The sequence below is a fragment of the Streptomyces sp. RKAG290 genome (assembly GCF_023701695.1).
Taxonomy (GTDB): domain Bacteria; phylum Actinomycetota; class Actinomycetes; order Streptomycetales; family Streptomycetaceae; genus Streptomyces.
The window spans coordinates 3,236,635-3,250,331 of the sequence record NZ_JAJOZC010000001.1; the positions used below are offsets into that span (position 1 = coordinate 3,236,635).

Annotated in this window: 5 protein-coding genes and 1 pseudogene; 4 read left to right on the forward strand and 2 right to left on the reverse strand. The window is 74.6% G+C overall.

Going from position 1 to position 13,697, the window contains the following annotated elements; all coding sequences use genetic code 11:
* Window positions 1-316: 316 nt before the first annotated feature.
* Entirely contained in the window at window positions 317-2,317 is a 2,001-nt protein-coding gene (locus LNW71_RS14045) for a sigma-70 family RNA polymerase sigma factor (protein ID WP_250968552.1), read from the forward strand.
* A gap of 25 nt (window positions 2,318-2,342) precedes the next feature.
* Here LNW71_RS14045 and LNW71_RS14050 read toward each other — a convergent pair whose 3' ends face one another.
* Window positions 2,343-6,026, reverse strand: a complete 3,684-nt coding sequence (locus tag LNW71_RS14050) for a BTAD domain-containing putative transcriptional regulator (RefSeq protein ID WP_250968553.1) — start codon at window positions 6,024-6,026, stop codon at window positions 2,343-2,345.
* A 312-nt stretch (window positions 6,027-6,338) separates the two neighbouring features.
* Window positions 6,339-8,449, reverse strand: a pseudogene (locus LNW71_RS14055) (asparagine synthase-related protein).
* Window positions 8,450-9,770: 1,321 nt separating this feature from the next.
* Between LNW71_RS14055 and LNW71_RS14060 the strand changes: the two are divergent.
* The 3 genes from LNW71_RS14060 to trmB all read left to right on the forward strand — a co-directional run bounded on the left by LNW71_RS14060 (window position 9,771) and on the right by trmB (window position 13,655).
* Entirely contained in the window at window positions 9,771-11,420 is a 1,650-nt protein-coding gene (locus tag LNW71_RS14060) for a sporulation protein (RefSeq protein WP_250968554.1), read from the forward strand.
* Between the two features lie 122 nt (window positions 11,421-11,542).
* A complete protein-coding gene (lhgO, locus tag LNW71_RS14065) occupies window positions 11,543-12,799 on the forward strand; it encodes an L-2-hydroxyglutarate oxidase (RefSeq protein ID WP_250968555.1) in 1,257 nt (418 codons plus the stop codon).
* Window positions 12,792-13,655 (forward strand): tRNA (guanosine(46)-N7)-methyltransferase TrmB, encoded by an 864-nt coding sequence (trmB, locus tag LNW71_RS14070; RefSeq protein ID WP_374119408.1) that lies wholly within the window; start codon window positions 12,792-12,794, stop codon window positions 13,653-13,655. Before lhgO ends, trmB begins: the two co-directional genes overlap by 8 nt.
* Window positions 13,656-13,697: the final 42 nt, after the last annotated feature.

Consider the following 13,697-nt stretch of genomic DNA (forward strand, 5'->3'; position numbering starts at 1 on the left):
CGGGGTGGTGGGGCGGTGAGGCGTCCGGGCGGTGCGTGCGTCGGGGTCGTTGCGGTGCGTCGGTGCGCTCTCGCTGTCTGCGGGGGTGTACCGGCGGGCCGGTCCCGGCTCCGCTGTCGCGCGCTCGACTCGGTCGCCCCCAACTGCCCCGTGGGCGAATCCCGTTACCCCTTCCCCGAATGGGTGTCCGCTAGTGCTCACATTCGGGAAAACGCCCCGGATGAGTGGTTGGTGAGGCTGAGGGTTCGCCACTCATGCGCGCTGTGGCACGCTTGCCCGGTGTTCGGATCCGAAAGCGCATACGGGGGCATCCGGGATGAGCGGTGACGGGCAGCAGGAAGAGTCGTTCGACGGTGTCTCCACCGCGGACGGCGGCGCGGGGACGGGCGGTCTGTCCGCAGGCCAGGTGCCGAGCCAGGCCGGGCCCGGACGGCAGGGCGCCGGTGATGAGGGCGGCGGCACGGTGCTGCCCGGTCCGTGGCCGCCCGCGCCGGCGGAACACCCCGCACCGGCCGACACGGACACCATCGACACCGCAGCAGCGGCCGCGGTCCCCATGCAACGCGTGGGCCGCAGCTCGCCCACCGCGGACGCCTCCGGACTCGCGCCCGCCGACTCCCAGTTGATCCAGCAGATGCGGGACGGCGACGACCTCGCGTACGAGGAACTGTTCCGCAGGCACTCGGACGCGGTGCGCCGCTACGCGCGCACCTGTTGCCAGGACGCGCACACCGCCGACGACCTGACCGCCGAGGTCTTCGCCCGGACGTTGCAGGCGGTACGCGGCGGTAAGGGGCCCGAGGAGGCGGTACGGGCCTACCTGATGACCGCGGTCCGGCACGTCGCCGCCGCATGGACGAAGACCGCGAGGCGGGAACAACTCGTCGACGACTTCGCGGTGTTCGCGGCGCAGTCGACGCGGTCCTCGGACGCGTCGGACGCGGACACCCTCGACCTCGGCGCCGATGTGATGGCCATGCACGAGGCCGAGCAGTCGATGGCGATGCAGGCCTTCCGCAGCCTCCCGGAACGCTGGCAGGCGGTGCTGTGGCACACCACCGTCGAGGAGGAGTCGCCCAGCGACATCGCCCCGCTGTTCGGTCTGACCGCCAACGCCACATCGGTGCTTGCCAGTCGGGCCCGTGAAGGGCTCAAGCAGGCCTATCTGCAGGCCCATGTGAGCCAGGCGCTCACCTCGGGAGGAGACTGCGCCCGCTACGCCGACCGGCTCGGCGCCTATGCCCGGGGCGGCCTGCGGATGCGCGCCGAGCGCGGGCTGCGGGGGCACCTGGACGAATGCGCGAAGTGCCGGCTCGCAGCGGGCGAGCTGGCCCAGGTCAACGCCGGGATTCCGGCGCTGCTGCCGGTCGCGGTCATCGGCTGGTTCGCCGCCGGATACGCGCTCAAGGCCGCCGGGATCGTGGCAGGCGGCGCGGTCGGCGCCGCGGGTGCCGGTGCCGCCGCCGCGGCGACGGGTGGAAGTTCGTCCGCGGGGTCGGCCGGTGGCGCCGCCGCGTCCGAGGGGCTCGGCGCTCCGGCGAAGGCCGGCATCGCGGCGGCGGTCGCCGTCGCGGCCGCCGCCGGACTGGTGTGGGCACTGGTCGGTGACGACCAGCCGCGGCCCGAGGCGAAGCCGGCGGCCAGGCCGCCGGTCGTGGCGCCCGCGGTGCCGTCCCCGACACCGCCGAAGCCGAAGCCCACCCCGCCCGCCAAGCCCGCGCCGCCCGCTCCCGTAACCCCGAAGCCCACGCCCACACCCACCCCGACTCCCACTCCCACACCGACGCCGAAGCCCACGCCGCCGGCTCCGGTGACGCCGAAACCCACCCCGCCGCCGAAGCCCACGCCGCCCCCCGCTCCCCCGCCGCCCGCACCGGCGCCGGAGGTCTACCAGGTCAACGAGTTGAGCTACACCCTGCTCGGCGACCACACCCGGCCCGAGGTGGTGCTCGGTGAGAGCAGCTGGATCTGGCAGCGCTCCAGGATGTCGATCGGCGGCACGCAGTACGCCCACGGGGTGACCGTCCACAGCCGCTCCTCGGTGGTCATCCAGCTGAACCGCGCGTGCACCCGCTACGAGGCTCTGGTCGGGGTCGACGACCTGACGATGGGCCTCGGATCGGTGCGCTTCGCCGTGTACGACGGTGACGGGGCGCGGCTGTGGCAGTCCCCGGTGATGAACGGCGACGACCCGGCCGTGCCGGTCGGTGTCGGCATCGAGGGCCAGGACCGGATCCGGCTCGTCGTGGAGCCGATGAGCCCGTTCGGCGGGGTGGCCCTCGCCGACTGGGCGCAGTCCCGCATCAGCTGCCGCTGACCGGCGCGGGCAACGCCCCGCGGAGTCAGCCCGCCCCGGCCCCCGCCCCGGCCCCCGCCTCGGGCGGTGCGAGTTCCGCGGCGGGGTCGGGGATCGGTGGCAGCTCCGCCGTGATGCCCTGGAGCAGGTCGATGACCTCGTCGAGGGTCAGCGCCGTGCCCGCGGTGAGCTCCTCCTCGTACCGCCGCGCGCCCAGCTCCTCACGGGCCAGGCGCATGGCCGCGTCCACCTCGGACTGCTCCGCCGCGGTCCTGGGACCGGACAGCCGCCAGCTGTCGGCGGCAGCCAGGACGCGTACGGCGGCTCCGTACCGGCCCACCTTCGGCAGTACGGTCACCACGCCGTCCGCCAGGTACCCGGTGACGACCTCGGCGCACATTGCGTCCCTCGCCGCGGTCAGGGCCGCCGTCATGCCGTGCAGCCCGGCGACCGGACCGCCGGCGGGCTCCGGTTCGTGCACGGCGATGCGGGCCGACAGCCCCTCCAGCAGGGCGGGGAACTGCGTCGGCGGGGGGCTGGTGTCGTTCCTCTGCTGCGCCGTGGTGAGCCTGCGCCTCGCCCCCGCGATGTCGCCGCGGTCCAGCGCCATGGTGGCCCGGAGGTAGTGGACGTACACGGCCGCGTCATGCGCCTGGTAGCGCTCCGCCTCGTCCTCCGACCGGTCCAGGCCGCGCTCCGCCGAAGCCAGGTCGCCGGTGCGGTAGGAGAGTTCGGCGAGCCGGGCCAGGAGGAACGGGGCCTCGGCGTGGGCGCCGACCTCGCGGGCGAGCAGCAGCGCCTCCTCGTAGGCCGCGCGCGCCTCGTCGTACCGCCCGCGCATCATGCCCGCCTCGGCCGCCGCGCTCGCGACCTGTGCCATCATCCAGCGGTCGCCGACGCGGCGGCTCAGTGCGCGCAGTTCCGCCAGATCGTCGTCGACCCCTTTCATGCCGCCGGGCATGTCGACGGCCATGTGCGTCCGGAACATCAGGGCGACTCCGTACTCCCAGGCGCCGCCGTGGATACGGGCGTTGTCGACGACCGCGTCGATCTTCCGCCGTACGTCCGCCATGTCCGACGTGCCCAGGGTGACGAACGAGGTCATCGGCCAGAGCAGTCCGGGGAAGCGGGCGGCCTGCGGCCCGGAGGACACGAACGCGTCGGCCATCCGGCTCACGAACTCCTGGGAGCGGTGATCGTTGCGGCTCGCGTCGGCCGGACGGCTCTCCACCTCCAGGAAGAAACTCAGCATGTGCAGGTTCATCCAGGGCCAGTAGCGGGGGTCGGTGCCGTCTGCGGGCTCCGGGCCGAGCGCGAGAGCCCGCTCGGTCCAGGTGAGGCCCTCGGGGCGGTAGTTGCGCAGCCACCAGAACCACCCCATCCCAAGCACCAGCCGTGTCGCATCCGGCTCGGACGGCTGGGGCAGCTGGGAGGGCGCGGAGGGTCGGGAGGGCTGGGGGGATCGGGGTGATCGGGAGAGTGGGGAAGGCTGAGGAGGCTGGGAGAGCTGCTGCGAGGGCTCCGGATGCCGGCACGGGCCGGACCTCTCGGACGGAACGTCGAGGGTGGTGGTGCGGTGGAGTGCCGCCCGGATGTTGTCGAGGTCCGTCTCCAGACGCTGGATCCAGCGGAGCTGCTCCCCGGAGCGCAGTCGCGGCTCGGCCTCCTCGACGAGCGCGAGGAAGTGTGCCGTGTGTGCACGCCCGGCGGCGTCCCGTACGTCCGGAGCCTCGGCGCAGCGCTCGATGGCGTACTCGTGGATGGTCTCCAGGAGGCGGTAGCGCATCTCCCCGTCGAGGGTCGGGGTGGCGACGACGAGGGACTTGTCGATGAGCGCCCCGATGAGGTCCGCGGTGAAGGCCGCCGCGTCGGCGGCGGTGTGCCGTGCGGTGGCGGCCGCGGTCGTGAAGACCGCCTCGGCGGCCGACAGGTCCCAGCCGCCCGCGAAGACGGAGACCTGGCGCAGGGCGGTGCGTTCGGCGTCCTCCAGGAGGTCCCAGGACCAGTCGACGACCGCGCGCAGGGTCTGCTGGCGCGGCAGCACGGTGCGGCTGCCGCCGGTCAGCAGCCGGAACCTGTCGTCGAGCCGGTCGGCGATCTGGCGCGGGGTGAGCATCCGCAGCCGGGCTGCGGCGAGTTCGATCGCGAGCGGCAGACCGTCCAGCCGCCGGCAGATCTCGGCGACGGCCGCCGAATCCTGTGCGGACTCCCGCTCGGGGTCGAAATCGGGGCGCACGGCACGGGCCCGCTCGGTGAAAAGGCGGCGGGCGAAGTCGGCGGTGAGCGGGCCCACCGGGCGCACGGATTCTCCGGGCACGCCGAGCGGTTCGCGGCTGGTGGCGAGGATGCGCAGCTGTGGGCACCGGGTCAGCAGGGTCTCGGCCAGCGCTGCCGCCGCACCGATGACGTGCTCGCAGTTGTCGAGGATGAGCAGGAAGGGACGGGACCTGCTGCGGTGCGCAAGGTGATCGGCGAGCAGGTCGACCGGGTCGGTGCGCGGATACGTGCCGTCGTGGCCGCTGTCCCGCAACAGGGTCGTCTCACGCAGTCCGAGCGCGGAGAGTACGGCTCCGGGGACGGCGTGGGGGTCCTCCACCGGGGCGAGTTCGGCGAGCCAGACATCGCCGGGGGCGTCGGCCCGGTCCTCGTGCGACGCGGACTCCTCCGCGAGGCGGGTCTTCCCCGAACCTCCCGGCCCGGTGAGGGTGACCAGCCGGGAGCAGGTCAGGTCGTCCCGGATGGCCCGGAGTTCGGGCTCGCGGCCGACGAATGAGGTGAGCCGACGCCGGAGGTTGCCCTGTGAGGGCCTCGCCCCGGCGGGCCCTGGCGCGGGTGCGGGGACGGGGTCGAGCAGTTCGCGGTGGAGTGCGGTCAGTTCGGGACCGGGGTCGGTGCCGAGACCGTCGGCGAGGGCACGGCGCGCGTCCTCGTACGCGGCGAGCGCATCGGCCTGCCGACCGTCGGCGCGCAGGGCGCGGATGAGGTGCGCCCGGAAGCGTTCGTCGTACGGGTGAGCCGCGGTCAGCTCCAGCAGCTCGGGGACGAGGGTGGCGGGCGTGGCAGGCGCGACGGGAGGGGCGGACGGGGCGGACGTCGTGGGCAACGCGGACATCGTTGGCGGGACGGACGCCGTGGGCGGGACGGACGCCGTGGGTGTCGTGGCCATCGTTGGCGTCGTGGGCCCCACCCCCGTCCCGGCAGAAGCTGCGGCAGCCGTCCCGGCCTCCGCGCAGCGCAGGTCGGCCTCGATGCGACGCTCCAGCGCGGCCAGCCGGTGGCCCTCCGGACGCAGGGCGTGGCCGTGGCGCGGGTCGGGCAGGTCAGCCAGGGCGGGTCCACGCCAGAGCGCGAGTGCCGCACGGAGCGTGCGGGCGGCCTCCGCGGGGGCATCGGCCTCCAACTCGGCCGTGCCCTGCCGGGCGAGCCGCTCGAACACGTGCAGGTCGATGTCGTCCGGGCGGGCCGCGAGGCGGTAGCCGCCCGGGGTTCTGTCGAGCGCGTCCCTGCCCAGCACCCGGCGCAGGCGGCCGACGAGAGCCTGGACCGCGGCGGGTGCGTCCGCCGGGGGATCGTCCGCCCATACGTCGTCGACGAGCTCGGTCATCGGCACGGAGCGTCCGGGGCGCAGGGCGAGGGCAGCGAGAAGGGCGCGCAGGCGCGTGCCGCTGAGGGGCAGCGCGCCACCCCTCTCGTCTCGCGCCTCCGTGGCGCCCAGGATCAGATACCGCACCCCGCCATTGTGTCCCGCCGGTCGGACAGCGGACGGCGGATGGCCTGGCTCCGCAGGCGAGACCGGTCCGAGAACACCGCGGACAGCGGATGCCGGATGGCGGACGGCGGACGGCGGATGGCCTGGGCCCGCAGGCGAACCGGACCGAGAACACCGTGACCGTGGCCTCTGCCCGCCCGTCACCGCGCCCGCGCCCGCGCTGCCCGCGTCCCGAGCCAATCCGTATGTGCGCGCATGGCTACCGCGACCGCCCACCCCACCCAAGGCGGCCTCCCAGCGCCCCCGCCCAAGGCTGCCGCCTAACGCCCCCGCCTACGGCTGCAGTGTCCGCCGAGCCGGGACCACGCCGCCGGCCACCGCGCGCTGGCGCGGTGCCGCCGTGCCGGTCCAGCAGGTGCCGCGGCGCGAGACGAGGCGGCGCAGCCACAGCTCGGTGGAGGCGAGGTCCGCGAGGCCGTCCAGGGGGAGGGGCTCGCCCTCGGCGGCCGCGCGCAGGGCCTTCCGTACGACTCGGGCCTCGACCAGCCCCGCGTCGGCGAGCAGCGGGGCGTCGAAGAGGGCGATCAGCTCGGGCAGCGCGGCGCGCAGGCCGGTACGGGTGACCGCGGTCGTGGTGGCCTGGGACGGAGTGCCCCATCCTGGTGGCAGCTCGTGGATGCCGGCGCCGGCCAGCACCCGGCGCAGAACCGCGGCACGGGCGCCGGGTTGCACGCGGAGGGATTCGGGGAGCGCACGGGCGGCGCGTACGACCTGGTTGTCGAGGAAGGGTGCGTGCAGCCGTTGGCTGCGGACCTCGGCGGCCTGCTCCAGGATCCGGTGGTCGGCCGCGTTCCGGGCGAGCGCGGCCCTGGCGCGGGCCTCGCCGGGGCGCTGGACGGAGGTGGGCCGGATCGCCGCCGCCTGCAGGCGAACCGATACTTCAGCGAGTGCCTCCCCGGTCAGCCACCGGGCGGCCGGCCCCGGACGTGACCAGGTCAACGCGGCGAGCGAGGCGTCGGCGGGGGTGCCGAGGTCAGGCGTGAGGCGGTTGGCGTCGGGCAGCCGGGCGGCCGCGGTTTCGAGGCCGGTGCGGTACGAGGTGCGGGCCAGCCGGCGGGCCGCCCGGTAGAGGGTCAGCGGGACGAACAGGGAATGCGCGGACGGGCCTTCGGCCTTGGCGAGTGCGGCGACCGGGCGCACCAGGTGACGTCTGCGCCGGTCGATCAGCAGGTCGGCGAGGCGGGCCGGGTGCGCGTCGAGCACCTGCCGGGCGCCGTCACCCACGAAGTGGTCGGCGCTGCCTGCGGAGAGCCGCCGGCGATGGCGTTCGACGACCACGAGCGACGGAGCCGGTTCGTCGGTCAGCGGGCCGTTGTCCAGGTCGGCGTACGGCAGGGCCTCTTCACCCGCGGCGACGACCACATGGTGCAGGCGCGGGTTGGCGGCGATGACGCGGGCGCGTTCGAGTTCGTCCTCGTGGGCGCGGGTGGTCAGGTCGTTGAACGTGACGGCGAGGAGCCGCTCCCCCGCTCCCGTGCCGTGGCCCAGGAGCGTGCCGGGCAGGCCGGGCAACCCGGCGGCGAGCAGGGCGAGGGTGGCCGACGCGCTGCCTCCGGAGAGGTCGGAGCCGATGCCGGGGACGGGTGCCCCCGGGCGGCACGGCGTTCGGCGGGGCCCATGCCGGGGACCGGGCCGGGGTCGGGCGGCAGCGTCTCCGGGGCGTGGCGGGGCGCCAGGAGCCTGGCACGCACGGCCTCGACCAGCGCGTCGCGCACCCCGTCGACAGCGCTCACCGGGTCGAGCTCGGGCGCGGCCACGGCGAGCGAGGCCACCGCCTCGTAACCGGTGATCTCCCGTGAACCCTCGCGCAGGATCAGCGCGTGCCCCGGCGGGATGCGCTTCACTCCGGCGTACGGCGTGCCGTCGCGCAGCGCCTCCGGGGATTCGGGGCAGGCGAGCAGGGCGGCGAGGTGGCCGATGTCGAGCTGCGCCTCGATGAGGTCGGCGAGCGGGAGCGCGGCCGTGGCGTACGCCGTGCCGCCTGCCCAGGGCGTGTAGAAGACGGGGCGGGCTCCGGCGAGGTCACCCACCACGGTGATCCGTCGGCCTATCTGGACGACGGCCGTGTAGCTGCCGGTCCATGCGGTGAGGTGGCGCAGGGCTCCGCCGCGTGCGGCGAGCAGGCCGACCCGCAGCTGTTCGTCGGTGGCGCCGCAGCAGCCGAGTACGGCGAGCCGGGCCGTGGGCGCGCCCTCGGCCGTGTCCACCCGGATGGTGCGGATCTCGTCGGGCCGCCAGTCGCCGACCGCCCAGAGCGGATCCGGGTCCCCCCAGAGGAGTTGGGAACCCACGGGGTGCATCGTGCGCCCCTCGTCACTCGCGCCGACCGCCCCGACCGTGCCGAAGCTCGCGGCGATACTGCTCCAACCCACCAACCAACGCATCGCCGCCTCCACAGGCTGTGGACAAAACGGCGCGGCAGGGCGGTATCGGGAGAACTCCGGTAACGCGCGGCGCCGTTGCGGACATGCTGCCACGACAACGGCGTGCAGGAGTGGCTACGGACGGCGCACGTCGCGAGCGCATGCGCCCCTGGCAAAGGCCGGAACGGGGCCGCCGGTCGCACCGGTCGGCGCGTAGCCCGCGCGCGTCGCCGTCGGCAGCAACGGAGTTGACCATTCCGCACGCGGCGCCCCTTTGCGCGTACCCCTCCGTAGGACGGGAAACGACCCGGTTCCGGCCACCGCCCGCACCCCGGACGCGCGGCCGACGGAATGTCCCCGAATCGGTCGGCCCAACCTCACCGGACCGACGACATTCGGCCAATCTCGGAGCGTGTTGGAACCGTGCGGCCAGGAAGTCATGGCCACCTTCATCCCTATTCGCACCGGATCGTTCCCGGCCGCATCGGCCGGCGCCAGGAGCTGCGGCGGGTTGCCGGAGGGGTTCGACGGCCCGCCCCGCGCCGCCGGGCGAGGCCGGCTCCGCGAGGGCGGCCATCGGCCACGACCTCCGCGTCCGGCCCCGACGCACAGTCCGGGAGGCACAGTTCGCCTCCCGGACCGGTCCGCCGCCTGCGGGGAATGAGGCGGCAGTTTCCCCCAGCCCGCCGTGTCCAGTGCGGCGGGCCGACCCACGCAGCACCCATGCAAGCGCTCCCGCAAGGACCGGGCCAGAGCGCACGGCCGGGCGCACGGCCACACACGAGGAGCACGCACGGACACCGCGAACAGGGCCTCCACAGGGGCCGACCGGACGCCGCAAACGGCTGCCGAGCGTGAGGCTCGGGCCGGAGGTCCGTGCTGGTCAGCGCCTCGGGCGCGGTGGCCGCACGACTCCTCCCCCCTCCCGGCCGCGCCGCCCGCGCCCTCGCCACGCCCACGCCGCCGCGGGCCCGCTCCGGCGGGCTCCACACCGCCTCCCCTCTCCCCCCTGCTTCCTCCGCCTTTCCTCCGCGCTTCCTCCGCCTCCCGCTCGCCACATCCGCCCCGAGGGCCCCTCGCGCCCGCCCGCTCCCCGCCGTTCGCCATCGCGCGGTCCGGACGGACAACAATCCCGCCATACGGACGTCTGCCCCTTAACGGTAGGGATGCGGCGAACTACGCTGGGTTTACTGCTGTTCTCGGCAGGGCGGCATATTCCTCGGGGCTCGGCCAAATGCGTGTGCGGCCGGAGTGCCGGGGTTCGTCCCTGGGGAGAACACGGTACGAATGCCGCGCGCCGCATCGGTGACGCGGCTGCCGTCTGTGTGTCGAGGGGTGGCGCATGTCCAGGGAGCAACGCGGGCCGAACGAGAAGCTCGGAACCGTTCTCGCCCTCGCGGGAATCAGCAACGCCGGGCTCGCCCGGCGGGTCAACGACCTCGGGGCGCAGCGCGGACTGACACTTCGGTACGACAAGACCTCGGTGGCCCGGTGGGTCTCCAAGGGCATGGTGCCGCAGGGTGCCGCGCCCCATCTCATCGCTGCGGCGATCGGTGCCAAGCTCGGCCGGCCGGTCCCGCTGCACGAGATCGGGCTGGCCGACGCCGACCCGGCGCCGGAGGTCGGTCTGGCGTTCCCGCGCGACGTGGGTGAGGCGGTCCGCTCGGCGACCGAGCTGTACCGGCTTGATCTGGCCGGGCGGCGGGCCGGCAGCGGCGGGATCTGGCAGTCGCTGGCCGGCTCCTTCTCGGTGAGCGCCTACGCCACCCCCGCGTCCCGCTGGCTGATATCCCCCGCCGACCCGTCGGTCGCCCGTGCCTCGGTGGCCGCCGAGGCGGCGCTGCTCGGCACACAGGGCGCACGGGGCGCAGCAGGGGCGCAAGGAGTATCGAGTGCATCCGATGCCGTGGCACCGTCCGGTGCGTCGGCGCGGCAGAGCCCGTCTGGAGCCGCGCTCGTACCGGGTCAGGCGGGTTCGTCGGCGGCCCCCGGGCAGGGCGGTCAGCCGGTCCCGGGGCACAGTGCCTCGATCCCGGCCCAGCCCGGCCCCGACTCCGCGCACACCGGCTCCCCGCTGCGGGTCGGCCACAGCGACGTGTCCAAGCTGCGGGAGGCCGCCCAGGACGCCCGCCGCTGGGACTCCAAGTACGGCGGCGGGGACTGGCGTTCGTCCATGGTCCCGGAGTGCTTACGGGTCGACGCCGCACCGCTGCTGCTCGGTTCGTACAGCGACGAGGTGGGCCGGGCGCTCTTCGGCGCGGCGGCCGAACTGACCAGGCTCGCCGGCTGGATGGCCTTCGACACCGGCCAGCAGGAAGCCGCACAGCGCTACTACATCCAGGCCCTGCGCCTGGCGCGGGCCGCCGCCGACGTACCGCTCGGGGGTTACGTCCTCGCCTCCATGTCGCTACAGGCGACCTACCGCGGCTTCGCCGACGAGGGCGTCGACCTCGCGCAGGCCGCCGTGGAGCGCAACCGCGGCCTCGCGACGGCACGCACGATGAGCTTCTTCCGCCTGGTCGAGGCACGGGCCCACGCCAAGGCGAGCGACGCACCGGCCGCAGGGGCCGCGCTGAAGGCCGCCGAGGGGTGGCTGGAGCGCTCCCGGGACGGCGACGCGGACCCGTCGTGGCTGGGCTTCTACTCGTACGACAGGTTCGCGGCCGACGCCGCGGAGTGCCACCTCGACCTGAAGGCGCCGCGGCAGGTGCGGCGCTTCACCGAGCAGGCGCTGTCCAGGCCGACCGAGGAATTCGTCCGTTCGCACGGACTGCGGCTCGTGGTGTCGGCCGTCGCCGAGCTGGAGTCCGGGAATCTGGACGCGGCCTGCGCGGCGGGGACCCGGGCGGTGGAGGTGGCGGGCCGCATCTCCTCGGCACGGACCACCGAGTACGTCCGCGACCTGCTGCACCGGCTGGAGCCCTACGGCGACGAGCCGCGCGTGGTCGAGCTGCGGGAACGCGCCCGCCCCCTCCTGGTCGCCCCGGCATAACCCGCATGCCCGGCGGGCCCGGCAGCCGGGCCCGCCGGGCATGGGATGCGCCACGCTGTCCCGCTTCGGGTTTGAGCCCGTTGTCAGTGGGTCAGTGCACTATCGGGGTGGGAGGTGGCGTGATGATGACGCACGCGGCGTACGACTGCGATGTGCTGGTGATCGGCGGCGGGATCGTCGGTCTGTCGACCGCGTATGCGATCACGCGGACCGCGCCGGGCACGCGGGTGACCGTGCTGGAGAAGGAGTGGGGCCCCGCGCGCCACCAGACGGGGCGCAACAGCGGCGTCATCCACAGCGGCATCTACTACCGCCCGGATTCGCTCAAGGCGCGGTACGCGGTGCACGGCGGCGCCGAAATGGTCGACTTCTGCCGGGAGCACGGCATCGCGCACGCGGTGACCGGCAAGCTGATCGTGGCGACCGGGCGCTCCGAGCTGCCCCGGCTGCACGCGCTGGTCCAGCGCGGCCGCGAGCACGGGCTGCCCGTGCGGGAGCTCGGGCCCGCGCAGATCGCGGAGTACGAACCACGGGTGCGCGGCCTCGCCGCGATCAGGGTGGGCACGACGGGGGTGTGCGACTTCGGCGCGGTCGCCGAGCGGTTCGCCACGGAGGTGCGGGCCGGCGGCGGACTGATCCGGTTCGGCGCCGAGGTCACGGCGATCGACCGGCGGCCGTGGGGCGTCGCGGTGCGGACGGCGGACGGTCTGGTGGTGCGAGCCCGGGTGCTGGTCAACTGCGCGGGGCTGCACTGCGACCGGGTGGCGCGGCTGGCGGGCGACGACCCGGGGATGCGGATCGTGCCCTTCCGGGGGGAGTACTACGAGCTGGCCCGGCCCGACCTGGTGCGCGGCCTGGTCTACCCGGTGCCCGATCCGGCGTTCCCGTTCCTCGGCGTGCATCTGACCCGCGGCCACGACGGCAGCGTCCACGTCGGGCCGAACGCGGTGCCCGCGCTGGCCCGCGAGGGATACGGCTGGCCGGTCGTGCGCCCCCGCGAACTGATGGACACGCTGAGCTGGCCCGGCTCCTGGCGGATCGCGCGCAAACACTGGCGGTACGGGGCGGGCGAGGTGCACCGCTCGCTGTCGAAGCATGCGTTCACGGCGGCTGTGCGGCGGCTGCTGCCCGAGGTCACGGAAGCCGATCTGCGGCCCGCCCCCGCCGGGGTCAGGGCCCAGGCGGTGCTCCGGGACGGCACCCTGGTGGACGACTTCCTGATCCGCGAGGCCCCGCACACGGTGCACGTGCTGAACGCACCCTCGCCCGCCGCCACCGCGTCGCTGCCCATCGGGCGGGAGGTGGCACGCAGGGCCCTCGTCCGGGCACAGGGGACGGGGTGGAAACCACCCGCCGTAGAATCAGGGCATTGTGTCTGAGCCCCTGAACCCCTCCCCCGTGACGCCCGGCGACGTCGCGCCCGCAGGAGACCGCACGGCCGCCGTGCCCGCCACCGCCGGTATCCCGGACGAGCTGCGCGCCGCGGCCATGGACCGCCAGCGCAGGCTGCGCCAGGCGCCCCGCTTCCCCGGCGGCCCCGCGGCCGACCCGGCCGGTTCGCACCACGAGCGCCGGATCCGCAGCTTCCAGCCGCGCCGCAGCCGGGTCACGCCCGGCCAGCAGGACGCCCTGGAGCGGCTCTGGCCGAAGTGGGGCCTGGACATCGACGGGCTGCGCGTCCTCGATCTGCCCGAGCTGTTCGACGGGCTGCCGGTGGTGATGGAGATCGGCTTCGGCATGGGTGAGGCCACCGCGCAGATGGCCGCCGACGACCCGGGCACCGGCATCCTCGCCGTCGACGTGCACACCCCGGGCCAGGGCAACCTGCTCCGTCTCGCGGACCGGAACGGCATGTCCAACATCCGGGTCGCCAACGGCGACGCGATCATCCTGCTGCGGGAGATGCTGCCCCCGGACTCACTGGACGGGCTGCGGGTGTACTTCCCCGACCCGTGGCCCAAGTCCCGCCACCACAAGCGCCGGCTTATCCAGCCGGAGTTCCTCGACCTCGTGGCGCAGCGGCTGAAGCCCGGGGCGGTCCTGCACTGCGCGACCGACTGGGAGCCGTACGCCGAGCAGATGCTCGAGGTGCTGACCGCCCATCCCGGCTTCGAGAACACGGCGGCGGACGGCGGCTACGCCCCACGGCCCGCGTTCCGGCCGCTGACCCGGTTCGAGGGCCAGGGCCTGGACAAGGGCCATGTCGTGCACGACCTGCTCTTCGCCCGCCACTGATCCACCGCACCGGCGAGCGGCCCGGACGCCACCCCGCCCCTG

What these genes read in the sequence shown, in the direction of transcription:
- LNW71_RS14045 (WP_250968552.1), top strand. Translation starts at nt 317, where the DNA reads ATGAGCGGTGACGGGCAGCAGGAAGAGTCGTTCGACGGTGTCTCCACC.
- lhgO (WP_250968555.1), top strand. Translation starts at nt 11,543, where the DNA reads ATGATGACGCACGCGGCGTACGACTGCGATGTGCTGGTGATCGGCGGC.
- LNW71_RS14060 (WP_250968554.1), top strand. Translation starts at nt 9,771, where the DNA reads ATGTCCAGGGAGCAACGCGGGCCGAACGAGAAGCTCGGAACCGTTCTC.